The organism is Thermosediminibacter oceani DSM 16646, assembly GCF_000144645.1.
GTDB lineage: Bacteria > Bacillota > Thermosediminibacteria > Thermosediminibacterales > Thermosediminibacteraceae > Thermosediminibacter > Thermosediminibacter oceani.
The window spans coordinates 1255473-1278894 of record NC_014377.1; the positions used below are offsets into that span (position 1 = coordinate 1255473).

Annotated in this window: 29 protein-coding genes; 4 read left to right on the forward strand and 25 right to left on the reverse strand. The window is 40.8% G+C overall.

The genetic code is table 11. From position 1 onward, the window contains the following. Positions 1-24: 24 nt before the first annotated feature. Both istA (TOCE_RS06435) and istB (TOCE_RS06440) read left to right on the forward strand, forming a co-directional pair. Positions 25-1254 (forward strand): IS21 family transposase, encoded by a 1230-nt coding sequence (gene istA, locus TOCE_RS06435; protein WP_013275027.1) that lies wholly within the window; start codon positions 25-27, stop codon positions 1252-1254. Next, entirely contained in the window at positions 1251-2021 is a 771-nt protein-coding gene (istB, locus tag TOCE_RS06440; protein ID WP_013275028.1) for an IS21-like element helper ATPase IstB, read from the forward strand. Before istA (TOCE_RS06435) ends, istB (TOCE_RS06440) begins: the two co-directional genes overlap by 4 nt. Before the next feature lie 27 nt (positions 2022-2048). Here the strand turns inward: istB (TOCE_RS06440) and TOCE_RS06445 are convergent, their stop codons facing one another. The 6 genes from TOCE_RS06445 to TOCE_RS06460 form a co-directional block, all read right to left on the reverse strand. Next, on the reverse strand, positions 2049-3422 hold the full coding sequence (locus tag TOCE_RS06445) for a CHC2 zinc finger domain-containing protein (protein ID WP_041423890.1): 1374 nt from the start codon (positions 3420-3422) through the stop codon (positions 2049-2051). Between the two features lie 46 nt (positions 3423-3468). Further along, a complete protein-coding gene (locus tag TOCE_RS12305) occupies positions 3469-3639 on the reverse strand; it encodes a DUF5659 domain-containing protein (RefSeq protein ID WP_013276082.1) in 171 nt (56 codons plus the stop codon). A 48-nt stretch (positions 3640-3687) separates the two neighbouring features. Beyond that, positions 3688-4143, reverse strand: coding sequence for a hypothetical protein (locus TOCE_RS06450; RefSeq protein ID WP_013276083.1), 456 nt, complete (start codon positions 4141-4143; stop codon positions 3688-3690). Between the two features lie 161 nt (positions 4144-4304). Beyond that, the gene (locus tag TOCE_RS12310; RefSeq protein WP_187286562.1) at positions 4305-4469 is read right to left on the reverse strand and encodes a hypothetical protein; all 165 of its coding nucleotides are present in this window, start codon (positions 4467-4469) and stop codon (positions 4305-4307) included. Further along, the gene (locus TOCE_RS06455; RefSeq protein WP_013276085.1) at positions 4456-4647 is read right to left on the reverse strand and encodes a helix-turn-helix domain-containing protein; all 192 of its coding nucleotides are present in this window, start codon (positions 4645-4647) and stop codon (positions 4456-4458) included. The genes TOCE_RS12310 and TOCE_RS06455 overlap by 14 nt, the downstream gene beginning before the upstream one ends. 191 nt (positions 4648-4838) lie before the next feature. After that, positions 4839-6011, reverse strand: coding sequence for a hypothetical protein (locus TOCE_RS06460; RefSeq protein ID WP_187286563.1), 1173 nt, complete (start codon positions 6009-6011; stop codon positions 4839-4841). Between the two features lie 407 nt (positions 6012-6418). Between TOCE_RS06460 and istA (TOCE_RS06465) the strand changes: the two genes are divergently transcribed. Beyond that, positions 6419-7933, forward strand: a complete 1515-nt coding sequence (gene istA, locus TOCE_RS06465; protein WP_083768520.1) for an IS21 family transposase — start codon at positions 6419-6421, stop codon at positions 7931-7933. Beyond that, the gene (gene istB / locus TOCE_RS06470) at positions 7927-8658 is read left to right on the forward strand and encodes an IS21-like element helper ATPase IstB (protein ID WP_013275115.1); all 732 of its coding nucleotides are present in this window, start codon (positions 7927-7929) and stop codon (positions 8656-8658) included. The genes istA (TOCE_RS06465) and istB (TOCE_RS06470) overlap by 7 nt, the downstream gene beginning before the upstream one ends. 123 nt (positions 8659-8781) lie before the next feature. Here the strand turns inward: istB (TOCE_RS06470) and TOCE_RS06475 are convergent, their stop codons facing one another. From TOCE_RS06475 to TOCE_RS06570, 19 genes are all read right to left on the reverse strand, one after another. Beyond that, the gene (locus tag TOCE_RS06475) at positions 8782-9042 is read right to left on the reverse strand and encodes a hypothetical protein (protein ID WP_041423892.1); all 261 of its coding nucleotides are present in this window, start codon (positions 9040-9042) and stop codon (positions 8782-8784) included. A gap of 326 nt (positions 9043-9368) precedes the next feature. Further along, a complete protein-coding gene (locus TOCE_RS06480; RefSeq protein WP_013276087.1) occupies positions 9369-9596 on the reverse strand; it encodes a hypothetical protein in 228 nt (75 codons plus the stop codon). 39 nt (positions 9597-9635) lie between these two features. Then, complete coding sequence (locus TOCE_RS06485) at positions 9636-10607, reverse strand: tyrosine-type recombinase/integrase (RefSeq protein WP_013276088.1); 972 nt, start codon at positions 10605-10607, stop codon at positions 9636-9638. Between the two features lie 134 nt (positions 10608-10741). Then, positions 10742-11527 (reverse strand): sporulation transcription factor Spo0A, encoded by a 786-nt coding sequence (gene spo0A / locus TOCE_RS06490; protein WP_013276089.1) that lies wholly within the window; start codon positions 11525-11527, stop codon positions 10742-10744. A gap of 83 nt (positions 11528-11610) precedes the next feature. Then, complete coding sequence (gene spoIVB / locus TOCE_RS06495; RefSeq protein ID WP_245523108.1) at positions 11611-12927, reverse strand: SpoIVB peptidase; 1317 nt, start codon at positions 12925-12927, stop codon at positions 11611-11613. Between the two features lie 104 nt (positions 12928-13031). Then, positions 13032-14762 (reverse strand): DNA repair protein RecN, encoded by a 1731-nt coding sequence (gene recN, locus TOCE_RS06500; RefSeq protein WP_013276091.1) that lies wholly within the window; start codon positions 14760-14762, stop codon positions 13032-13034. A gap of 17 nt (positions 14763-14779) precedes the next feature. Then, positions 14780-15232 (reverse strand): arginine repressor, encoded by a 453-nt coding sequence (locus TOCE_RS06505; RefSeq protein ID WP_013276092.1) that lies wholly within the window; start codon positions 15230-15232, stop codon positions 14780-14782. Positions 15233-15252: 20 nt separating this feature from the next. Next, the gene (locus TOCE_RS06510) at positions 15253-16113 is read right to left on the reverse strand and encodes an NAD(+)/NADH kinase (protein WP_013276093.1); all 861 of its coding nucleotides are present in this window, start codon (positions 16111-16113) and stop codon (positions 15253-15255) included. Between the two features lies 1 nt (position 16114). Continuing rightward, the gene (locus tag TOCE_RS06515; protein WP_013276094.1) at positions 16115-16630 is read right to left on the reverse strand and encodes a PD-(D/E)XK nuclease family protein; all 516 of its coding nucleotides are present in this window, start codon (positions 16628-16630) and stop codon (positions 16115-16117) included. A gap of 22 nt (positions 16631-16652) precedes the next feature. Next, entirely contained in the window at positions 16653-17447 is a 795-nt protein-coding gene (locus tag TOCE_RS06520; RefSeq protein ID WP_013276095.1) for a TlyA family RNA methyltransferase, read from the reverse strand. An 18-nt stretch (positions 17448-17465) separates the two neighbouring features. After that, entirely contained in the window at positions 17466-17990 is a 525-nt protein-coding gene (locus tag TOCE_RS06525) for a hypothetical protein (protein ID WP_049817951.1), read from the reverse strand. Between the two features lie 800 nt (positions 17991-18790). Next, positions 18791-19681: a polyprenyl synthetase family protein gene (locus TOCE_RS06535; protein WP_013276097.1), complete on the reverse strand. Its 891-nt coding sequence runs from the start codon at positions 19679-19681 to the stop codon at positions 18791-18793. A gap of 2 nt (positions 19682-19683) precedes the next feature. Continuing rightward, positions 19684-19914, reverse strand: a complete 231-nt coding sequence (locus TOCE_RS06540) for an exodeoxyribonuclease VII small subunit (RefSeq protein WP_013276098.1) — start codon at positions 19912-19914, stop codon at positions 19684-19686. Next, a complete protein-coding gene (gene xseA / locus TOCE_RS06545) occupies positions 19901-21133 on the reverse strand; it encodes an exodeoxyribonuclease VII large subunit (RefSeq protein ID WP_013276099.1) in 1233 nt (410 codons plus the stop codon). Before xseA ends, TOCE_RS06540 begins: the two co-directional genes overlap by 14 nt. Positions 21134-21150: 17 nt before the next feature. Beyond that, positions 21151-21582, reverse strand: a complete 432-nt coding sequence (nusB, locus tag TOCE_RS06550) for a transcription antitermination factor NusB (protein ID WP_425358478.1) — start codon at positions 21580-21582, stop codon at positions 21151-21153. 4 nt (positions 21583-21586) lie between these two features. Further along, positions 21587-21802, reverse strand: a complete 216-nt coding sequence (locus TOCE_RS06555) for a DUF2273 domain-containing protein (protein WP_013276101.1) — start codon at positions 21800-21802, stop codon at positions 21587-21589. Between the two features lie 11 nt (positions 21803-21813). Next, positions 21814-22347 (reverse strand): alkaline shock response membrane anchor protein AmaP, encoded by a 534-nt coding sequence (gene amaP, locus TOCE_RS06560; protein WP_013276102.1) that lies wholly within the window; start codon positions 22345-22347, stop codon positions 21814-21816. A gap of 52 nt (positions 22348-22399) precedes the next feature. Next, on the reverse strand, positions 22400-22777 hold the full coding sequence (locus TOCE_RS06565) for an Asp23/Gls24 family envelope stress response protein (protein WP_013276103.1): 378 nt from the start codon (positions 22775-22777) through the stop codon (positions 22400-22402). A gap of 97 nt (positions 22778-22874) precedes the next feature. Next, a complete protein-coding gene (locus tag TOCE_RS06570; protein WP_013276104.1) occupies positions 22875-23414 on the reverse strand; it encodes a SpoIIIAH-like family protein in 540 nt (179 codons plus the stop codon). Positions 23415-23422 lie beyond the last annotated feature (8 nt).

The following is a 23422-nucleotide window of genomic DNA, read 5'->3' on the forward strand; positions in this document are numbered from 1 at the left end:
AGCCAAAAGATCGGAGGGAAATAAGTGCTAGGGAGTGGATCTATTATCATGTTACACGAATTAAGAGCAATGGGCAAGAGCATCCGTGCAATTGCACGAGAAACAGGCCGTTCAAGGAATACGGTAAGAAAATACTTAAGGGCAGAGGGCATTCCCGAAAGGAAGCCGCATCCCAAAAGAGGATCAAAGCTCGATCCATACAAAGATACCATTCAAGAGCTCATAAATCTTGGTATATTCAATTGCGAAGTTATCTACGAAAGAATCAAAGAAGAAGGCTATACCGGCGGCCGCACTATCTTAAGGGACTATGTAAGACAATTTAGACCCCCAAAACAGGTTCCTGCCGTATGCCGCTACGAAACCAAGCCCGGCCAGCAGGCCCAGGTCGACTGGGGCGAATACACCTACATTGACGAGGAAACCGGCGAAATACGTAAGCTTTACGTCTTCGTCATGGTACTGGGTTACTCCAGAGCCATATACGTAGAATTCACAAACCGCTGCGACATACATACCTTCATCCGCTGCCTGATCCGCGGGTTTGAATACTTCGGCGGAGTGACCGACATAGTCCTTACCGACAGAATGAAGACCGTAATACTTGGCACCGGAGAAAACAGAAAGCCCATATGGAACTCCATCTTTGAAGACCTGGCTGTAACCCTTGGATTTACCCCTAAAGTGTGCAGAGCACGACGTCCACAGACCAAAGGCAAAGTAGAAAGCGGAATAGACTTTGTCAAAAGCAACTTCCTGCCGGGTAGGAAGTTCATAAACTACGGTGACTTAAACCACCAGGCAATAGTGTGGTGCGAAAAGAAAAACAGGAGGATTCACGGCACCACCGGGGAAAAGCCTATTGACCGCCTGAAGGAAGAAAACCTCAAACCACTCCCTGCCTCTGACAGATACCAAAAATTCCTTGAAGAAGTAAGGAAAGTCCACAAAGACGGCCTCTTGAGCTTTAACGGCGTAAGATACGGCGTTCCCTGGCAATATAGCGGAAAAGAGGTGGTTGTAAGGGACAAAAACGGCAAAATCGAAATCCTCTATGATGGGAAGGTGATAGCAACCCACGAAAAACATTATCGCTCAAGGACCATCGTTTTCCTCAAAGGTCAGTATAAGGGTCTAAAAGAAGCCGAAGGCATGTTCTATCCTAGACCGAGGGCTATCAAGTTATCTTCCCTGGAAGTTGAGAAGCGTTCTCTGGGGGTTTACGAAAGCCTCCTGGAGGTGGGCACAGTATGATAGACCTTGAAAAAGCTCGGTCCCACCTTGAAGAACTGGGGCTTTTAAACGCAGCATCTTTCCTTGACGCCCTCCTTGAAAGAGCTCAACGCCAAAATAGCACGTATCTTGATTTCTTAAATAACCTGCTCGAGGCTGAACTTGCTGAAAGGCAAAGGCGGAATATCGAGGTAAGGTCAAAACTTGCCCGGCTTCCATACCGCAAGACTCTAACCGAATTTGACTTTGCCTTCCAGCCCAGCATCGATGAAAAACTGATAAAAGAGCTTGCCACAATGGCCTTTGTCCACCGGGTAGAAAACGTAATATTTCTTGGCCCGCCTGGAGTAGGGAAGACGCACCTTGCCGTGGCTCTTGCTATAGAAGCCCTATCTTGTGGTATATCAGTCTACTTCACGAGTCTTTCTAGGCTCATTGAGGACCTCAAAAAGGCATATAAAGAAAGCCGGTTAGAAAGGCGAATGAGGATCTACACTAGGCCCAAGCTCCTTGTAATCGATGAAGTAGGCTATCTTCCATTAGATGGCCTTGGCTCGAACCTCTTTTTCCAGCTAATAAGTGCCCGATATGAAAAGGGGAGCATAATACTTACCAGCAACAAAGGCTTTGGAGAATGGGGGGAGCTCATGGGAGACCCTGTACTTGCTACTGCAGTGTTGGATAGACTATTACACCATGCCCACATAATCAACATAAGGGGCAACAGCTACCGCCTAAAGGACAGGCTAAAGACCGGGTTGTATGGTAACCAACATAATAATGCTTAAATTTAAAAAAAGCCAGGGTGGGTCAATTTAAAATCGCTGAAAATGGGTCAATTTAAATCCGCTATTGACAGCAAGAAGAAAATCTGGTATTTGATGTTTTTGAAGTTTATTAAGAAAGCCCAAAAATGTAAACAATGCGATTCTGTCATTCATTCGTTGCATACTACCACAATCACATATTTTAGTTAAAAACTTTATGCTAGCAAAGAATATGGCATTATCCTCATCATCTGTAAAATTTTCAGTCAAAACATGGTCTTTAGCATAACCTAAAATTAAATACAGGTCATTAATGTAACGCTTAACCAATTTGTAAGTTTCAGGATAAGAGTTTTCAAATTCATCGCTTATAATAAATCTCATATTTTCCTCAATAATTTCCTTTTGTTTTTTTTGCCACTCGGTTTCTTCATACTCAATTTTATACACTTGTCTTAAAAACCGTAAAGCGTCAACCCTGTTTGCATGTTGTATTTTTTCTACACATTGAATTATTGTGCCCTTAAAGCCACAACCAAAACAATAGTAAATTTGATGTCCTGTATCTTCGCTTATCAAAACTTCCGCCGAAGGTTTTTGGTCGTCATGGAATATGCAATTAAACATTTTTTTGTTGCCATCAATACCTAAAAATAACTTCAAATCTTGTTGCTTTATGTAATCGTAAACATCATCATGGTTATTGAATTTTACTGGTTTTGGATTTATAATATCTTGTAGTGTTTGAATATCTTTATTTTTGATTAAGTCAAAGTGGCTATAATCCTTGTGTGTCAAGGCTTCTGGGTTTTGGTGGGAATGATAAATAGTAATATATTTCTTTTTATCATTCCCACTTTTCTCCCTTAACACTTTTATTATGGTCTTAATATCATATCTCACATTATTATCCTCAATAATTTTTACTAAAAAAGGATTATTAACATCCTTTACATGATAAAATCCTGGTAACCTCATCAATCTTGCAGGATTTTTTACTTGAGGATCAGCGTTAAAGTAATTAATTAATAATTCTTCACACTCTCTAAATTCTTCTATGCTTACTCCTTCTTCTATAAGCCAGTATACATGCAACCCATTTTTAGTCTCTATTATGTAACTCGGTTTAAAATCAAAGTTATGTATTTCTTCAAGTTTAATTTGCTTAAAACTATCAATCATGCTCAAATCTAAATCTTTGCCTGCGTCCAGGTCAATAAACACTGCATTAATTTTGTTTATTTCACTGTCTTTAAAGCCTCCACTATTTACGACAAAGTAAATATTAAAACCATCTTCATTGAGCTTTCCTAATTCCTCTTTCAAATCTTCAAATTTCCCGCTTTTTTTGATGGCATAGTTTCTTATACAGGAAAAATTTATGAGTGCATTTTTCCCAAAAATGTCATCTAAAAATTTCATCCAAATATTCCTCCTTTTTTAAGATTTTTTCCTCGTATTAATCTCATTATAAATTTTCATACATTTCTAGCACTTTCTGGAGTTCTGGACTATTTTCAAACACAAATACAGTCGCAAAATGGTTTTGTTTATGAGGTTTAAGGTCAACAATTTTAAATCCTTTTTTTACCAGTTTTCTTGCTAGTGCAGGATTCAATATAACTTTTGTCGGTTTCATATTCTTTGCCTCCTTTTTTTTATTTTGTATTTGTAAGGCCAACCGGCCCTATATAACCCCATCCTGTGCTAAACCTTCCAGGACGCTTTTTCTCTGTTCAAAATTCAGTCCCGCCCTCAATAGCGCTAAATCCATATACACGTAGTGTTTCAGCATTTCTTCATGTAGCGGCGCTATAAGGTATTCAGACAGTATGTAGTCTATCATTTGCAGTTCTTCTTCCAGTGTCCCTATGCTCTCGTCCTCAAATTGTGCAACGTAGAAATTTAACCATTCTGCTATTTCATCCAGTTCGTCTTTACCGTCAAAAAATATTTCTTCCATCATGGCTTTCTTTTCTTCAAAGCCTTTTTTAAATGCCGCATAATCCGCAACTGAATTTAACAACCTTTCGATTACAAGTTTCTGATCCTTTAGGCTTAGTCTCCTGATAGCATTTTTGGTTTTTTCGCACATTTCCCTTCCGAATACTTCCCTTACGGTGTCATTCAGTGTGTTAATCATTAACATCCTCTCCTTTGTTTTTTTTATTTTTTTGTCCAAAAAATAAAAAAGCAAAAGCCAGCCATATATTACCTTTTATGGCTAACTTTCCCCTCCATTATATATTATATTCTCGAAATTTGAATTTATAAACTTAACTTTATTATATTCTTGTTACAATTTTATTTATATACTGTTTTTTCAAGATTTGATATACGTATCTCATGATTAGTGAGCATTAATAAGCACTGTTCAATGGTATCTATCATTTTATCCATTCTTTTCATGTGTTCTTTAAGAAACTCTATTAACTCATCAATTTTCTTGGCAAATTCATCCATTGCCACCTTCCCCTCCCTGCAATATATACTGCTTGTAAGCGATTTCTTTTTCGGGTGAAATGTTGCACTTATCCCTCTCCCACATACTTAAAAGTGAAACCGAGCAGCCAATACTATTCGCTATCTCCTGTAGAGTAATGTTTTTCTTTTTCCGTGCCATGATAAACAAGTCTTTAACGTTCATTCTTCTTCCCTCCCCTCTTTTCTCTCCCCTTATTCCCCTGAAAATATCCCTCTTATACGTTGTTTAGTTTCTTTTTGCCTAATTTTCGAGCCACTTCATCATAGGCCCTCGCCGCTTCGAGGGCCGTGGGGAACACTCCGATATATTGTTGTTTGTTTCCGTTTCGTATCACCGCTCGGTATGCTCCGTATTTAGTTTTGCTGACTCCATAATATTTTTGCTCTTCGAGCAATTCTGAAAAAAATAAGTTCCATATCGGATAAGTTTCTATTGAGGATGTAGTCAAGCATCTGTTTTTGATTTGTTGTAACGTTTTGTATAAAATCGTAAAAAGCCTTAAAGCACGTCCAAAATATTTGCTCTTTCTGTTTGGCGGTTATTTCTGCTTCTTCTTTTTCGAGGATAGAGAAAAGCACTTCGTATTGTGGACGTGGTATTCTGTCAACGAGGATATCGAAAATTGTTTCGTTAATGATGTTTTTGTTTTTGTGCAATTGCTCGAAGGATATATCTTGTTCGCCTTTTCGGTAGTTTGCTTTTAGAAAATTGATTAAATAACTAAAATAATCAAAATTATTCCCTGCTACCTCATGGATTTTTGCCACTTCAAGCAGGAAACCGGCAATTTTCTGGTATTTGTCGGTTTTTAATTTTGTCTCGGCTTCAAGATATTGATTCCAGAGTTCTCGAATACGTTCAACTATAGTGCGCTTTATACTATGGAATTGGTCCCATGTCATGTTTAGTTCCTCGGCTATTTCTGTATCTGTTTTTACACCTGCCTGGCAAATTGCCTCAAAAACTTCATATTGCTTCGGTGTTAATACATTTTTTGCCACATTCTTAAAAGCATCCCAAAACTTTCTTTCTTTGGTGCTTTCGCTGCTTCCTTCGGCGAATTCATGTATTTGTTGCCAATCTACATTTGTACAAGCCACGTCTCCTTCTTTGTCTAAATATTCGATGATGGGCTCAAATTCAACGAATTGGCGATATCGCATGTTTTTACCATCACGTACACGCTGTTTCCCCTGGATTTTCATGGTTTCGTTGGAGAGTGCGTATTTGATGGATTTCTGGAAAAAACTGATAATACTTGTTGTATCTTTATATTTCTCTAAATCACATTTTTCTAAACATTCGGTAAATGTAAATAAAGCAATATCGTAAGCCTCATCTGTTCCGAGAAATTTGCAATACATCGGCATAAGTTCGTTCAGTATTTTCTGCATTTTCCAGTCAATACATGTCCACTTATCGCCGTGAAATTTTATTAAGCTTCCCAAAACTTCACTTTTATTGCTAGCGTTCTGATATTCTCTAACCCAATCATGGAAAGTTTTGTGTTGGCTTATGTGTTTCACCGCCTTTCTGGTTTTAGTGAAAAATTTCAATTGAATTCAAAATAAAAAAGAGGCATGAAGCCTCCTAAAAAAACACCAAGGTTGTAAAAGTTTTTAGTGAATATGAACTTATACACGGGCTGTAATACACCCCTCCATATATATTAAAAGACATTTTTTTTGAAAAAATTATCACTTTTTCCTGTAATTATCACATTTTTTACAAACACTTTGTAACCCATCTTTTGTATCGGGTTTTTACCCTGTTTATTGCATAATTAAAATGGACAGAGTTGCAAAATAAAATCCCCACTTTTGCAACTCAAAAATCCCCAAATTTGCAAAGGTCATTGCAGGCACCCCTAAAAACCTTTACCCTTGTAGTTAGGGAAATCTTAACTGCAAGGGAGGATTGGAGGATGCTCACAATGACCCATATTGATAATATCAGAAAAGCGTTCTTTATGAAAGGGCAAAATATCAGCGAGATAGCCCGGGAATTCCAAAAAGACCGAAAAACTATACGCAAGTATATTTATCAAGAAGACTGGAACACCAGGGTTAAAGTTGAAGAAGTTAAACATACCTTCCCAAAACTCGACCCTTTCAAGGCGGATATAGATCAGTGGCTTGAAGAAGATAAAAAAGCTCGCAAAAAGCAGAGGCATACCGCCAAAAGGATTTATGACAGGCTCTGTGAAAAATACCAAGATAAGTTTAACTGTTCTTACCGCACCGTAGCAGGCTACGTAGCCATGAGAAAAAAAGAATTGTACCAGGACAACTCATGTCGTCTGCCGCTGGAACATATCCCGGGTGAAGCGCAGGTGGATTTCGGTGAGGCAGACTTTTACGAAAACGGGACGCTGCATCACGGATTTTATCTGAACCTGTCGTTTCCCTACAGTAACGTAGGATATACCCAGCTTTTCAAGGGAGAAAACCAGGAATGCCTGTTTCAGGGACTTAAGGACATATTTGAACACTTGGGGGGAGTACCCCGTAAGCTATGGTTTGATAACGCCAGCACTATCGTGAAACTCTCGAAAAATGGAGAGCGCAAACTAACCGACGCCTTCCTGAGGTTCAAGCAGCACTATGGTTTTGAAGCGGTATTCTGTAACCCTGCTTCCGGCCATGAAAAGGGTAATGTGGAAAACAAGGTGGGATACCACCGGCGCAACTTCCTTGTCCCGGTCCCCAGGTTTGAAAAGCTGGAGGATTTTAACCGCGAACTTTTACGATTGTGCGACCGGGACATGCACCGCGAACACTACCGGAAGGAGGCATCCATAGCCGAACTTTTTAATGAAGACCGTAAGGCTCTGCTTGAGCTGCCTACCGTTCCTTACGAGGTAGCCGGTTACATAACAGTCAAAACCAACGCCTACGCCAAATTCAGCTTGAACGGTGGAAAGCACCTATACTCTACCGCCCCCAAATACGCCAACAGCCGGGTGCTTGTAAAGATAACAGCCCATGAGGTCATACCGCTGGATGAGAGCCACCGGGAAATCGTGCGCCACCGGCGGCTTTACGGGGACAACAAGCAAGAAAGCATGGACTGGCTGCCATATCTTACCCAGCTTTCCCGCTGTCCGGGAGCCCTTAAGTATTCGGGAATATACAGCATGCTGCCGGACCCACTCCGGGAATACCTCGACGGCTTAAGCAAAAGTGAGCGCGGCAAAGCGCTCAAGGCTTTGGCTGTGCTTTGTACCAAAAGCAGTTTTGAACAGGCTGTGAACGCTGTAGCCGAGGCTCTCCTTTACGGAGTGCAGGATTTAGACAGCCTCGTAGCCATCCATAACAGGATAACGGGTATAACCCCGCAGTTGGAGCCGGTAAAGATTCCGGAAGGGGTTCCTGAACTCACTGCATTCCGCTTCAATGCAGAAGACTATGACAAAGCCTTTCTGAAAGGCGGTGCCAATTTATGCTGAAGGACGAAATCGCCGCCTGCTGTAAAGCATTAAAACTCAGCCGCAATCTAGTGGAAAACTGCGACAAGATCGAGGCTCAAAGCCATGAAGAATACCTGCTGAAGCTGCTAAGATTAGAACTGGAGCACAGAGACGCAAGTCGAAAGGACAGGCTTTTGAAAAATGCGGGCTTTTACACGATAAAGACCTTTGCCGGCTACATATTCGATGAAATCAAACTCCCGCAGGGGCTTACACCGCAGGACCTAAAAGATTGCAAATTTCTCGAAGAAAAGAAAAACCTGATCCTTTACGGCAACGTGGGAACCGGCAAAACCCATCTTGCCACCGCCATCGGTGTGGAGGCCTGTAAAAAAGGCTACAACGTAAAGTTTTTCCGCACTGCAGCGCTGGTAAACCGGCTGGTGGAAGCCCGGAAGGGAGGTGAACTTTCCGGGTTACTGAAACAGCTTTCCAAACCAGATCTTCTGATCTGCGACGAATGGGGCTATGTTCCTTTGGACCGCGAAGGAGCGCAGCTACTTTTTCAGGTGATTTCGGACTGCTATGAACGTCGCAGTGTAGTAATTACCACTAACCTGGAATTCAGCCGCTGGGCGAGCATTTTCTACGATGAGCAGATGACAGCAGCAATGATTGACCGGCTAATACACCACAGTTACCTATTGATCTTTGATGGTCAAAGCTACCGGATGAGGCAATCACTCATGAGGCAATTAAGTTAACATAAAAATTCCCCACCGGTGCCTGGGGAAAAACCTTTGCAAAAATGGGGAATTTCCTCTTGCAAAAAACATTTACCCTTCCATAAATATACTAGCATTTTTTTGAGCATTTTTCCTCGATTTTTATGTAATTATTCCAACATTTCTTGCAAACATTATATAATCCATCTTTGTTTCTTTTGAATGAACTTGTACACGTGCTGTATTATACCCTTCCATAATAATATTAGCATTTTTTTGAGCGTTTTTCCTCGATTTTGCCCAAATTTCTGCACTTTTTACAAACACTATGTAACCCATCTTTACTATCTTGATTAATGCTAAAATATTTTCTTGTTGCCAAATATACCTTTCCACATTTAGAACAGGTTTTATACTTACCACGTGCTTTGAAAAACCTCTCTATAAATATTATAACGGAATGAAACTTGTTATTTTTAACGCTTTTTCTCTACTTTTTCACAATTTCTACAACGAAAAAATAAAAATTCTCTCCCATATATATTATTTACGCACAAAATTGCATTTTTTAACCAATTTTCGCCGAAAAAAATAAGAGGCTTAAAGCCTCTACTTTAATTTTTGGTGTATATGATATGTAACATGATATATATCATCATTTATACAGTCATAATCTCTAAAACCCTCATTATGCTTTGCTTTGAGTTTTTTGGACAAACTCAATAAAATAAAAATTGCTATGAAAAATCCTAATCAAGTCGTGTGGCAAGATATTGTTGGAGAAAATGCAGTTTATTAATGTCGTCTATGAGGGAATTAATATAAGTGATCCTCTCCCGAATCGGCGATTCATCATTTTTTATCATTGTTTCAAATCTTTCCGACACTTCTTTTCCGCAGACAGTTTTGTATGTTTGCTTTAAAGCCATAAGCCTCCTTTCGAGAATTTTGTTTTCATTAATTTCCAGCGTAAGCATTTCCCCCATACCCCCTATGATTTTTATTTAAAAAATTATTCATAAATCAAAATGATTCAAAGGGCTATGCTGCATATAGTCCTTTTTTATGTCTTCATCTAGCAAATCCATATAAGCATCCATCGTAACTTTGACGTCCGAATGTCCCAGAAGTTTAGAAAGCATAGGGAAATTCCCGCCGTTGAGTATGTAATATCTAGCAAATTGGTTTCTAAGCATGTGTGGTGAAATGTCTATTCCTACAAGTTTCCCTGCGTCTCTTAATTGTTTTTCGTATGAGTGGACAGTGAGGGGTGTCCCCCTTTTGGTGGGAAAAATTAGATCTGATGAAACATACCTTTCCTTATATTTGAGCCAATTCTTCATTTCCTGAAGCATCTTTGGACTTAAATATACTTTTCTTTCTTGCTTGTTTTTTGTGTTTCGCAAGGTAACTACTCTAAATTTGAGATCAATATCATTGTGAGTAAGAGACAGGGTTTCTTGTATCCTTGCTCCTGTATCAAGCAAAAACTTGAATATAACGTAATTCCGATAGCCAGTAAACGTTGACTTAACAAAGCAGTTGGCTATTCTCTTTAGATCCTGTTCGGATAAGGGTTTTTTAACTTTTCTTTGTGGTTTAATCTGCTCGATTTTCGCCACTGGATTTTTAGGTATTTCACCTTCTCCGTAGAGCCAATTAAAGAATACTTTGAGATTCCGCAAGTAGTTTGCTTTTGTAGTTGTAGATAGAGGTTGTCCAAAATCTTGACGATTCTCGGGGTTATTTATTTCTTTTTTTGTCTCATCTATAATTACCGTATATTTCCCTCTTTTTCCAAGATAGTCCAAATACTGCCTAATATGTCCAGTATTTACTTTAGATACTTCTTCAATGCCATATTTCTCTTTTAGGAATTGAGCAAAAAGTCTTAAACTTTGCTCATAACTTCCGATTGTTCGTTTTGAGAGATTCTTAGCATTACAATATAACAGAAAATTTTCGATTTGAAATTCGATGTCGGTCAATAAAACAAACACCTCCCGTTAGTTTAGTTCTAGCCAACTAACAAGAGGTGTTTGTTGGGTTTACTTTGGGAAGTTTGTTGGTTTTTCTAGTGCCATTTTCAAAAATTCGTTGGTTTTTCAATGCCTTCAAACCCTTACGATATTGCCTTTTGCTCCATTCTAAGCTTGTCTGAAATCATCGCGATAAATTCGGAGTTTGTGGGTTTTCCTTTGTCCTTTGGAATGGTATAGCCGAAAAGATTGTTTATCGTCTCTATACATCCCCTGTTCCACGCCACTTCTATGGCATGCCGGATTGCCCGTTCGACTCTGCTCGGTGTTGTATTATATTTGTTAGCTATAGTAGGATAAAGTACTTTCGTAACGGCGCCAAGGAGTTCTACATTGTTTACGACCATAGCGATTGCTTCCCTCAGATAAAAATAACCTTTAATATGGGCGGGAATCCCTATTTCATGTATGATATTGGTTATTTCCATTTCGAGATTGGAATCTTTTCGTTTATCGGGGGTATTGTTTGCAGTCCTAGTTTTCTTCTGCCCTGTATTAGAGGTTACAAGTTCACGAATACGCTCGACAAGGATTTTTAAATCAAAGGGCTTTACTACATAATAATCAGCACCCAAATTGATAGCTTTTTGAGTGATCTTATCCTGACCTACAGCGGACAGCACTATAATTTTGGGCCTTTTATCGGAATTTGCTAATTTTTCGATCACACCTAGGCCGTCAAGATTTGGCATGATTATATCCAGAACCACAAGGTCCGGATTCAGCTCCTGTACTTTTTCCAGCGCCTCAAGCCCGTTGTAGGCCTTACCTACGACTTCCATGTCATCTTCGCCCGAAAAATATTCTTCCAGAAGATCGCAAAATTCTTTATTGTCATCGACGAGCAGAATCCTTTTTTTATCATTCATCTAACGAGACCCCCTTTTTTATCTTTCTTTTTTGATATATTCGACAAGTTATGGTATATTCCTCCTTAAATACCAGATTTTGTTTAAAAATTAGATACCTGTCGTTCAATTTTCAATTTCGATATTTCCTCAATCATCCATTCGGCAAAAACTCCATAACCCCTTGTAGGATCATTGACGAATACGTGTGTAACAGCTCCTACCAGATAACCATCTTGGATTATGGGACTCCCGCTCATTCCCTGTACGATGCCGCCGGTTTTTTCTATCAGCCTCGGATCTATAATTTTTATAATCATTCCCTTTGTACTGGGGAAATTCTGCCTCACAATTTTTTGTATTTCTATATCAAATTTTTCTATTCGCTCCCCATCGATAACAGTTAAAATCTGCGCCTTTCCCTCATGGGCGAAGCTGGCAAGAGCGACGGGGATTTCCGAATAATATGGATTTTTTACAGGTTCGTACATTCTTCCAAAAATACCGAATTGGGTGTTAGTCAATATATTACCCATCACTCTATCTTCTTCAACAAAAACCCCCCGTTTTTCCCCAGGTACGTTTTTTCTCGCCGGTGCAATAGAGGTTATGCTCGCTCTAATGATTTCTCCCTGCCCGACCTCTACAATCCTACCCGTATCGGAATCGGATATTATATGACCCAGGGCGCCGTAATAGCCGGATTCGGGGTCATAAAAGGTTAGGGTGCCAACTCCCGCAGCTATATCCCTGACCCAAAGTCCAATCTGATATATACCGTCCCTGCTTTTTACCGCACCTAATTGGGTCTCGAAAGTTTTTCCGTTTCTTTTAACCGTTAAAGTTACAATTTTATCCTCATCCCTGTTTACTATTCTTGATAATTCCTCAGCAGTATAAATCTTATATCCGTTTACCATGGAGATGGTATCTCCCACCTGGATACCAGCTTCTCTGGCCGGGTAGCTGGTTTTTCCCTTTTCATCTATAACCGAAGCAATGCCAACCACAATAACCCCGTCAGGTCTCAGTTTTACACCTATCGAATGCCCTCCAGGTATGACTTTCACCTCCGGCAATACTTCAAGTTTCATCTTTTTAACGGGGATTATTCCAAATAACCTGAACTCCAAATCATAGGTTCCCAGGCGTGAAGATTTGATAGAAAGGGGGTTTTTTAAATTTACATTCATCCTGTCCTTAAGCGCAGCACCGTTAATTATTAAATAATCCGAGCTTTTGGCAAAGAGCTGAAGGGTAAAGGGAATTCTAAAATTCAACGTATGTTCTTTTCCTTCGATTACCCTTATTCTGTCGGGGAACCTGTTTAACCCTGAAAATTGAGGGGAAAATGCTACTAGAGTTATCATTATTGCGATAAAAACGCCGATTAATTTCCTATTTTTGCTGTAAACCAACACTTTTCACTCCCCATTTTCAAAATGAAAAAAAACCGGGCCTGAAACTTAAGATAACCCGGTTTGATTCTTTTAATACTGGAAAAATAAAAAAAGCCGCAATGGGCTTATAAATTCTTTTTTATGTCTTCGGCCATTTTCAGCATTTCTCTGGCATGGACCAAAGTAGTGCTGGTGATCTCAGCTCCACCCAGCATTCTTGCTATTTCTTTAACTCTTTCTTCTCCTCTTATCTCTGATACGATGGTACTGGTTTTGTTTTTATTTACTACTTTTCTTATACAAAAATGTGCGTCTCCTAAGCTCGCTATCTGTGGGGAGTGAGTAACACAAAGCACTTGATGGTTCCTAGCTACTTTAGCCATCTTTTCTCCAACTATTTGGGATATCCTTCCTCCGATCCCAGCGTCTATCTCGTCGAAGATTAGACACGGAATATTATCGATTCTTGCTAGAATGTTTTTTAAAGCTAACATAATACGGGAAGCTTCCCCGCCGGATACTATTTTTGCCAACGGTTTTAGCGGCTCGCCGGGATTGGTGGAAATTAGAAATTCAACGCTGTCCAAACCGTTTTCATTCATTTTGTAAGTCTTTCCATTTATTTCTACTCCTGTATCGGTTTCCACCCACTTAATGTCCACCGATAATTTTGTTCCTTTCATTCCGAGGTCATTCAGCTCTTTAAAAATATCTTTTTCAAAAGCGGCCGCTACCTTCTTACGCAGTTCGTGCAATTTTAAGGAAGAATTGATATAATTCTCTTTTAATTCTTTTAAAGAAGATTCCAATTTTGATATCTCATCGTCGATATTCAAAGCCTCCTCCAGTTTCGAGGCAGCCTGTTCTTTATAGTTTAAAAGCTCTTCGATACTCATGTTGTACTTGCTCTTTAAACGGTCCAGCAGTGCGAGCCTTGCCTGGATTTCGTCCAGACGCCCGGGATCGAAATCAATAGATTTGACGCATTCTCTTATGGTGGAAACAACATCTTCTACCTCGTACAGAATATTCTTCAGTGAAGCTAGAGGTTGTTCGACAGGTTTAAAATAATCCTTTATATCTTCCAGGGCGCTTATTATTCTGCATAAATTGTCTATTACCGGGGCGGTAGTCTCATCGCCTTCGTAAAGCAATAATAAACTAAAATTTAGATTTTTCAATATTTTTTCGGAATGCGCTAGTATTTCGCGCTCTTCCTCCAGCATCACATCTTCCTGGGGCTTTAGCTGTGCTCTTTCAAGCTCTTCGATTTCGAATTGTAGCTGTTCCCTGTACCTGAAAAATTCCTCACGGCTCCTTTTAAGAGTCTCAAGCCTGTAAACGGTATCCAGGATCCTTCTGTAATACTGCCCTACTTGTTTTTTTACATTTGCGATCTCGTCACCGCCGAGCAGGTCCAGCATTTCCAGGTGACGTTCGGGATTCAAGAGTGACTGGTGCTGGTGCTGGCCGTGTATATCGATGAGGTATTTACCTAAATTTTTCAGTGCCGATACGGGAACGCTCTTGCCGTTTATCCTGCAGTAGTTTTTTCCCTGATCGGTAATCTGACGGGAAATTATTAGAGTATTATCTTCCTCCTCGATCCCCAATTCCCTTAAAAAAGCGCTTACCTGTTCGTTATCGTATTCGAATACTGCCTCTATAACCGAACTTTCTTTGCCTGATCTGATGTACTCACTAGAAGCCCGCTCCCCCAGGATCATGCCTATTGCGTCAATTATAATCGATTTGCCGGCTCCGGTTTCGCCGGTCAGTATGTTCAACCCCCGCTTGAAATCAATTTCTATATCATCAATAAGAGCAAAATCCTTAATTATTAGTTTAAGGAGCATATTATGCCTCCTTATGGTCATTTAATAAGGCTTTCTAATTTTTCCACGAGTTCTTTTACCGCGGACTTGGAACGGGTTACAACCAATATGGTATCATCTCCTGCGACGGTACCCACCACTATATCTCTCCAGTTCAGGCCGTCTATCGCGGCGGCTGCTGCAGCTTGTGCTGTCCCCGAAAGTGTCTTTATCACGACCAGGTTTTCAGCCGAATCTATACTGACTATGGAATCCCTGAACATCCTCACTAATTTATCGGAGATAATAGTGGATTTATCAGGTTCCGAATAACAGTAATGCTTATTATCTCTGAGAACTTTAACCAGCCTCAGTTCTTTGATGTCGCGGGAAACTGTAGCCTGGGTCACATTAAATCCGCACTTTCTAAGCTCTTCTGCCAGTTCTTCTTGTGTCTCTATTGGTTTTTCTCTGATGATCTCCCTTATCTTCATGTGTCTTTTCGCCTTCAAACAATTCACCCCCTAAAACATTATTGGCAATTTGACTCCCTTAATTTTTTCCGTAAAATATCGTAAAAACTCCTGCTTTTGATGCGAACCAATTTTGTATAAAAATCCGATTTTTTTACAATGACTTTGTCGTTCGGCAGGAGTTCGTATCCCTGTTGTCCGTCCACTGTAAGCATTATTTCCTGGTGCTCCGCCAGAATCTGAACATTAATGACGTCGTCTTTTGACATTATGATGGAACGATTCTGGAGGGTATGAGGACAAATGGGGGTCAGCAGCAAAAGTTCCATATTAGGATTTACTATTGGTCCACCTGCTGAAAGGGAGTATGCCGTAGACCCCGTAGGGGTGGAAATTATGAGGCCGTCGGCGTTATAAGTATCGATATAAGCGTCATTAACCCTGGCTTTCAATCTTATTAATCTTGCAAAGGGACCTTTCGTTATAACTACATCGTTTAATGCTAAAAATTTTTCCATAATTTTATTTTCCCTCAGTACTTGAGCTTCTATCATCATTCGCCGTTCTATATTGTATTTGTTGGCCTTTAACTGTTCAAAATCCCTGAACAAATCCGGCACTTCTATCTCGGTAAGAAATCCAAGGTGCCCAAGGTTTATCCCAAGCACAGGTATATCATGGGGTGCCATCTTTCTCGCTATGGCAAGCAGTGTACCGTCGCCACCCAGTGTTATGGCCAGGTCGATACTTTTCGCCAGTTCCTCCAAGCTTTTAGCCTCTACAGGAAAACCTAACTTATCGGCAACGTTCTTGTCGGTATATACTACGTAGTCATTTTCTTTCAACCATCTGATCAGATTCTCGGCCAGGTTCACCGCTTTTTTTTTCGAAGGGTTTACAAAAAGTCCTATTTTTTTCAACTCATTCACCTCTGGTTAAAAAACCCATTATAAAGCCGATAAAAAAAATGACAACGGCGTAAAAAAGATAGCGCACTTGAAAGTAATCTCTTTTAAGAATCGAATACTCAACGGTTTTAATTTTTCTCTGTTCCATATCCACTAGTATTAGTCCAGCAGGTTTATAAACTAGATAATATTCCAATAGCTGTCTTCGGGTGGCAGATGTGTTTAAAGAGGGGGATGTCTTGCCTGATTTTATCTCCGCCACGTATATTTTCCCATCCTTTTTTACTATCACGTCAGCCCTTACGGTAACTTTATGGGGTTTTCCGTTTACGAACACCTCGTAGGAAGCTTCTTTCTGTACATCTACTATATCAAAACCGTGTTTTTTTAGCAAACTCACAGCTCCGCGTTCGCTTATACGGGCTTTTTCCATTCGCTTCCTAAGCTTAAGGTCAAGAAAATACTTCCATCCAAGTATCCCCAGAATAGCACCTAAAATAATCAATAAGAAAACAGCATATAAATCCATACTAAACCTTCTCTTGCATTAATTAATTAAGAAGCGTGTGAGCCTCCTCAACAATTTTTTTAATGTCTATCTTTGAATCGATATCGCGATATTTTTTAAACCATGCTAAAAATTCTATATTGCCCTTAGGCCCTTTTATCGGCGAAAAGGTGACACCCCTGCAAAAAAAACCGGCAACCTCGGCCGAAGCAATTACTTCACTTATGGCTTTCTCGTGCAACTTTCTGTCGCGCACGACTCCGTTTTTTACCTCACTCTTACCAACCTCAAACTGTGGTTTAATAAGAGTGATAAGATCTCCATCCTCTTTTAAAATTGAATAGAGAGGTTCGAATACCTTGGATAACGAGATAAATGAAAGATCTGCGGTTATTATATCCACCAGTTCCCCTATATCTTCAAATCTAATATATCTTATATTTTTCCGCTCGATGTTTACGACCCTCGGATCGTTTCTTAGGGAATAATCAAGCTGTCCGTACCCCACGTCGACCGCATAAACTTTGGTAGCACCTTCTTTTAGCAGGCAATCGGTAAACCCCCCCGTCGAAGCACCAGCATCCAGTGCAACCTTCCCTCTAACGTCTATTGAAAAGGCAGTGAGGGCTTTTTTAAGTTTCAACCCACCCCTGCTGACATATGGCAAGGATCTTTCTTTCACTATAATATCTGAATTTATATCCACCATGGTCCCGGGTTTATCTATTTTTTTATTGTTGACGAAGACGTTACCCATCATTATCTCGGATTTCGCTCGCTCCCTGCTGGAAAAAAGTCCCCGCTGAACCAGCAACACGTCAAGCCTTTCTTTCTGCAAATTTTCTTCACCCCAAATCTATTTTCTACCGGTCTTACCCGGAAACAATTCGATCCCGAAACGCTCTTTCAACAAAAAAAGAATATAGGCAACCCTGCCGACAATCTCTTTGGAATTCTTGATAGCTATGTTTTTACCGAAAGCCTTTCCCCCTACTGTCATAGCAGAGATGAGTCCGGCTATCAGAGTGCTGATAAGTATTTCTACTAATTCGCTACCGTCGGAGATTATCTTTAAAACAATGGAGGCTCCAGCGGTGCCGCTGACTATCCCAGAAATATCACCTACCACATCGTTGCAGAAATTCGAAACCACATCGGCATTTCTTATCAGTTTTACCGCTTCCTTCGCCCCTGGAACTTTGTCAGCGGCCATGGCATGGAATGGGGTTTCGCTGGCAGAAGTTACAGCTACCCCTATGATGTCAAATATAATTCCGATCAGTACTATTCCCGAAAGTATAAAAAAAGAAACGATTAAATTTACCCTTTCCATTAGCGTTTCTGATATTAAACTAAAAAAAACGGACAGCCCAAAAGTCATTAAGACAACTCTGTATATCCATCCAGCTTTTGGTCCTCCGTTGTTCCTTTTATTTTTATATCGTTTATTTTTGTTTTTACTCAAAAATGTTCACCTCAGAATAACGAACGAAACAGGTGGCAGTGAACTGAGTAAATTTTGCGGCTTAGGTCCAGCAGGATTTCCCAGAGGAGCACCCTCCGTCGCCGGCAAGGGCGGTTCCCCTTTAAGCCCCTCTCTGCCATGTTGCCATGAGCAGGGCTGGATTGCCACTTAGACCGCACTGTAATCCTCAGTTCACTTCCTTGCGGAACAGTCTAGGAGTTTTCCTCACCGAAATCCACCTTCTCCTAGCCTCTTTTGCAGAAAAGGTTTCAAAGGTATTTAGCTGCATTTAAATGGCCAGTTTAAATGCAGCCTTATGCCTTTTTCCACCCTTTCCGCTCAAGGCAGGCTACACTGCACCCAACACGGTTTGTATCGGATGCAGGTTCACCCCCCAAGCCGTAACGGAAGGCCGTGACCTTCCATCACGCACTTGGGTCTCCACGGGAGTAGGGTCGTGCCTGCATGCCTTTGCAGGTTGCCCCACTCCCTTACTCCCTGCACCAACCCCCGACTGGGCGTCGGCAGCCAGCACAAGGAACTTCATCGATGTGCCCTTGACGGATTTTTAGCCCCGTCTTCAGAGAAGAGGATTTCGACTAGAATACTGCACCACCTGTTTCTCCGTAAATCGCCAAACCTATTATAACAAAAACCATCCACGCGTTCAAACGTCGAGCGGTTTACTATAGTCATTCTAAAGGATGATTTAAATATCAATACTGTCGTTCAACGAGAAAATCGACCAATTGCACGAAAAATTCACCGTTTTTAAATTCAAGTATTATTTCTTTGGCTTCTTCCGAAAGATCCTTAATAAGCTTTACGGAATTCTCATACCCGTATACGCTCGGGAAAGTACTCTTTTTGTTTCTAACGTCGCTTCCTACCGGCTTTCCGAGCTTTTTTTCGTCGCCACAGATATCTAAGAGGTCGTCGACTATCTGAAAAATAAGACCGATCTTCTCTCCGAATATATCTAATTTATTAAGATCCGATGCGGGGGCTTCCGCCAGTCTCGCTCCTGCCCAGAGAGATGCTTGAATCAGACAGCCGGTCTTATGGTAATCCATATAAAACAAGGTTTTTTCATCTATCGATACGCCCTGCGACAGAATATCGACGGTTTGGCCTCCAATCATCCCCAGACTCCCCGACGCCCGAGATATCCTGCCTATGACGTCAATTACAGCCTGCATGGATATGCCCTCGATTTGTGCATTCTTAACTATCGTATTGAAGGCAAGGGTAAGCAGGGCATCTCCGGCTAAAAGCGCAATGGCGTCCCCGAAGACCTTATGGCATGTGGGCTTTCCCCTTCTAAAATCATCATTATCCATTATGGGTAGGTCGTCATGAATGAGCGAATAAGTATGGATCATTTCTATTCCGCAGGCTGTGGGTATTACCTTTTCCCCCTGCAATCCGAAAAGTTCTGCGGCTTTCATCGTCAGCACCGGTCTGATTCGCTTGCCTCCGTTGAAAGTGCTGTAACGCATGGCTTCGTGAATTTTCTGCGGATACTCGTTGCTTTTCGGTATGTAAAAGTCAAGAGCTTTTTCAATTATTTTGCCGGCTTCCTTCAGTTCGATTTCAAAATTCTTCAACTTCAGATACACCCTCCGTTAAAATCTTTAAAATCAATCTCTCCGTTCAAATCCTTGATCAAAACCTGAACTCGTCCCTCTGCTTCATCCAATATCTTTGTGCATATCTTTGTAAGCCTTATTCCTTCCTCAAAGAGGCTCAGCGATTCCTCCAGCGATAAATTACCTTTTTCAAGCTTTTCGATAATCTCCTCAAGCCGTGCGATTGCATCTTCATATTTATACTCTGCCATTTTCGCGCACCACCTTCTTTCCCTTGCTTCTGACCTCGCACAAGAGGTAACCGTTGGAAAGAATAACCTTTACTTCTTCGCCCGAAGATACTTCCTCCACCCTTTTCACGATCCTTAGATCGTCAATGGTCTGGCATATACTGTAACCCCTGTCCAGCACGGAAAGCGGGCTTAAAACATCAAGCCTCCCCATTAGACTCTTTAGAGCGGACTTTTTGACAGTTATTTGGTTCATAGTTTCTCTCAAAAGCCTTCTAGTCAGGACATCCAGTTGTATTCTGTTATTGTCTACTTCCGACCTCAGTTTTCTGAAGACTACCGACCTTCTTATGTATTCTATTCCCTGCTTCCTGGTATTTAAAAAGGCGCACATAGCAGCAATTATCCTTTTTTTCCTCTGATCTATATCGGCGAGCAGCTGGTTTTTTTCGGGCACCACCATTTCCCCGGCTGCAGAAGGCGTTGGAGCCCTTTTATCAGCCACAAAATCGGCTATTGTATAATCGGTCTCGTGCCCTACTGCCGATATTATTGGGATTCTGGAACTGTATATCGCCCGGGCCACCTTTTCTTCATTAAAAGTCCAGAGCTCCTCTATGGAACCTCCTCCCCTAGCCACAATTATAACATCCAGTTTCCCTATCCTGTTTAGGTCTTTTATTGCCTCGCATATTTCGTCAGCAGCCTGTTTGCCCTGCACCGAAACAGGAGCTATAAGGATGTTGACATTGGGAAACCTTCTCCTGATGACGGTAAGCAAATCCTTAATAGCTGCACCGTTTATCGAAGTAATAATCCCTATATTTTTCGGCAGAAATGGTATGGCTTTTTTTCTATTAGCATCGAATAATCCTTCTTTTTGTAGTTTTGCTTTTAATTTCTCATACGCCAGGTAAAGCGCACCGATACCGTCGGGTTCCATATCGTCCACATACAATTGATATTCCCCGTTTTTTTCGTATACTGTTACGTATCCAAAGGCCACAACCCTCATTCCGTTTTCCGGCATGAAAGGTAGTAATACGCTCTTGTTTTTAAACATTACGCACCGGATTTGAGCTTTCTCATCCTTAAGGACAAAGTAAATGTGCCCCGAAAGATGGTATTTAAAATTTGAAATCTCACCTCTGACGTACACCTGGCGCAAGATTTCGTTGGAATCGAACAAGTATTTAATTATACCCGTCAGCTCACTGACCGTCAATACAGGCGCAGCCATAAGATTTCCTCCAGGCTTTATATTGAAAAACGATGCCGGAGCTTTTCTCTATCCCTGGCAATGGCTCCCAGAACCCCGTTTACAAACTTCGGAGACTTCTCATCACCGTATTTCTTTGCTATTTCTACTGCCTCATTAATAGATACGCTTAAAGGAATATCATCGCTGAAAAATATTTCATAGATTGCGAGTCTCATGATATTCCTATCTGCTATATTCAGGCGCTCCAACTCCCAGTCAACACAGTATTCGTCTATAATTTCATCAATGCACTCCTTTTTCTCCAACACCCCATTGACTTCTTTGAGCATAAATTCTCTAATATCCTCGTTTAAAGGCTTGTTTACCGTTATTTTCATAGCTTCATCTATAGTGTTGCCACCTGCATCGATGGCAAATAATATTTTGAAACACCATTCTCTTGCAAGTTTCCTGCTCAATTGCAGCACCCCTTTACTTACCCGGTGGTAAAATTTTATCAAGAATATCCCGCAGGCTTTCCCCTTTATCGAGATGCTTACCAATATAATAACCTATAAAAACGCAAGAAATAAGAAAGATGGCTTTTATAAAACCGAAAACTAATATTAAAACACCCGCTAGAAACCCCAAAATCGCACCTAAAATCTTCCCCCGGTGTTGTTGCCATAGATCCCAAAGAACGTCCATACTCCCACTCCTCATTTTACTTTTTGCTTGTACTGGCCGGCAATATTTTCTACGTTTATAGATACGTCTTTTATGGTGATGCCCGCCATGGACTCCACGTAGTCTTTTACTGCTTTCTGCAGTTCTGCAGTCAATTCGGGGATTTTTACATCGGGCACGACAACTATCTTGAGCACTACGGATAATGAGTCTCCCTTCTGTCTTATCTTTACCTTAACATCCTTTATTTTTTCTTTATCCCTGGTCACCTTAAGTATTAAATTTTCAACTGCGTTAAAAGAAATATTTACATTTCCCAGTTCTCCGCTGCTAATGAGAGCCTCCTCAGCTTTCCGATTCCTTAACCCGGAAAGCAAAAACCCGAGGCTCAATATGAAAAAAATACCGCCTACCATACCGATTTCCCAGCGGCCGTAAAAATACTGGAGTCTTGTCCACAAAAGATCCAAAGAAAAAGCCTTTACAGAAAATAATATAACCACTGCGGAAATGACGGCGGTAATTAAAGAAATAAGAGCTATAATAACTCTATCGTAGAGCTTCATCGGAATTCCCCTTTCAAATGGAAATTAACCCCCTAATAAAGATAGGGGGCTTTTATTTTGCTTTGGAATCTTCTTCTTTCCCGGGTTGACCGAAATTTACTCCCTGAACGTGTATGTTAACTTCAACCACCGAAAGTCCGGTCATATTTTCTATAGCTTTCTTTACGTTTTCCTGGACTTTCCAAGCTACTTCCGGAATTCGCACTCCGTAGTTAACTATTATGTAAAGATCGACCGCTACCTCTTTTTCTCCCACCTGGACTTTTACGCCTTTTGATAAATTTTTCCGCCCGAGCATTTCGGCTATACCGCCCGCTATGCCGCCGCTCATACCCGCTACCCCTTCAATTTCTGTAGCAGCAAGGCCGGCTATTATGCTTACAACTTCATCGGCTATCCTTATGGACCCTTTTCCGCTGTTTGTTTCCATGTTTATGACACCCTCCAAATTCTATAGCTTTATTGAAATCTAGGCAAAAGGCCGATTAAATTATAACAAAAATCAGAAGAAAATACAATTGCACCCATTATTTTCTTTCGACAATCGTTATCTTATCCATGGGATAGCCGGTGGCCCTTGTTACCACATCGGTTATTTGTGCCACTTCTTTTTGCGAGAGGCCATCAGATCTCACTATGACGTTCACCGAATCTCCTGAAATGATTATAATCGCATCCTCGAAGCCCTTGGCTTTAATAAGATTTTCGACCATCATTTCCTTTTCAACTTTTTCTGCCAGGGCTATGAGATCCTTTTGTGCCTTTTCTTTTGACTCCTGGCTTGCATTTGGATTATTTATAATTTCTCTCAGATAGTCGGCTTCCTGGCTTCTTAGGCGATCTCTCTCCAGGCGGTAGTCTATAAAAAAGTCTTTCTCGCCCGCATTTTTGGCACTAGCATTATCCCCTTCCGATGTTTTCAAAGCAGCTACATCCTCAGCTTCGGGTGTGCCCGAGTTCTTGTAGATGACCTTAGGATAGTTTCCGATCAGCATGAGGTATATTGAAAATACCAGCAAGCCTAAAAACATTATTATCAATACCGTCTTCCTCTTAAACATGAACATCAACTTAA

Bases quoted from the DNA above. Each gene is read 5' to 3' on its own strand.
- TOCE_RS06570 (WP_013276104.1), bottom strand. From the start codon at position 23,414: ATGTTCATGTTTAAGAGGAAGACGGTATTGATAATAATGTTTTTAGGC.
- TOCE_RS06445 (WP_041423890.1), bottom strand. From the start codon at position 3,422: ATGAAATTTTTAGATGACATTTTTGGGAAAAATGCACTCATAAATTTT.
- TOCE_RS12305 (WP_013276082.1), bottom strand. From the start codon at position 3,639: ATGAAACCGACAAAAGTTATATTGAATCCTGCACTAGCAAGAAAACTG.
- recN (WP_013276091.1), bottom strand. From the start codon at position 14,762: ATGCTCCTTAAACTAATAATTAAGGATTTTGCTCTTATTGATGATATA.
- TOCE_RS06525 (WP_049817951.1), bottom strand. From the start codon at position 17,990: ATGACTTTTGGGCTGTCCGTTTTTTTTAGTTTAATATCAGAAACGCTA.
- TOCE_RS06565 (WP_013276103.1), bottom strand. From the start codon at position 22,777: ATGGAAACAAACAGCGGAAAAGGGTCCATAAGGATAGCCGATGAAGTT.
- spo0A (WP_013276089.1), bottom strand. From the start codon at position 11,527: ATGAATGATAAAAAAAGGATTCTGCTCGTCGATGACAATAAAGAATTT.
- TOCE_RS06455 (WP_013276085.1), bottom strand. From the start codon at position 4,647: ATGAACGTTAAAGACTTGTTTATCATGGCACGGAAAAAGAAAAACATT.
- istB (WP_013275028.1), top strand. From the start codon at position 1,251: ATGATAGACCTTGAAAAAGCTCGGTCCCACCTTGAAGAACTGGGGCTT.
- TOCE_RS06540 (WP_013276098.1), bottom strand. From the start codon at position 19,914: ATGGCAGAGTATAAATATGAAGATGCAATCGCACGGCTTGAGGAGATT.
- istB (WP_013275115.1), top strand. From the start codon at position 7,927: ATGCTGAAGGACGAAATCGCCGCCTGCTGTAAAGCATTAAAACTCAGC.
- istA (WP_083768520.1), top strand. From the start codon at position 6,419: ATGACCCATATTGATAATATCAGAAAAGCGTTCTTTATGAAAGGGCAA.
- amaP (WP_013276102.1), bottom strand. From the start codon at position 22,347: ATGAAGCTCTACGATAGAGTTATTATAGCTCTTATTTCTTTAATTACC.
- TOCE_RS06480 (WP_013276087.1), bottom strand. From the start codon at position 9,596: ATGCTTACGCTGGAAATTAATGAAAACAAAATTCTCGAAAGGAGGCTT.
- TOCE_RS06555 (WP_013276101.1), bottom strand. From the start codon at position 21,802: ATGGACGTTCTTTGGGATCTATGGCAACAACACCGGGGGAAGATTTTA.
- TOCE_RS06515 (WP_013276094.1), bottom strand. From the start codon at position 16,630: ATGGATTTATATGCTGTTTTCTTATTGATTATTTTAGGTGCTATTCTG.
- TOCE_RS06450 (WP_013276083.1), bottom strand. From the start codon at position 4,143: ATGATTAACACACTGAATGACACCGTAAGGGAAGTATTCGGAAGGGAA.
- xseA (WP_013276099.1), bottom strand. From the start codon at position 21,133: ATGGCTGCGCCTGTATTGACGGTCAGTGAGCTGACGGGTATAATTAAA.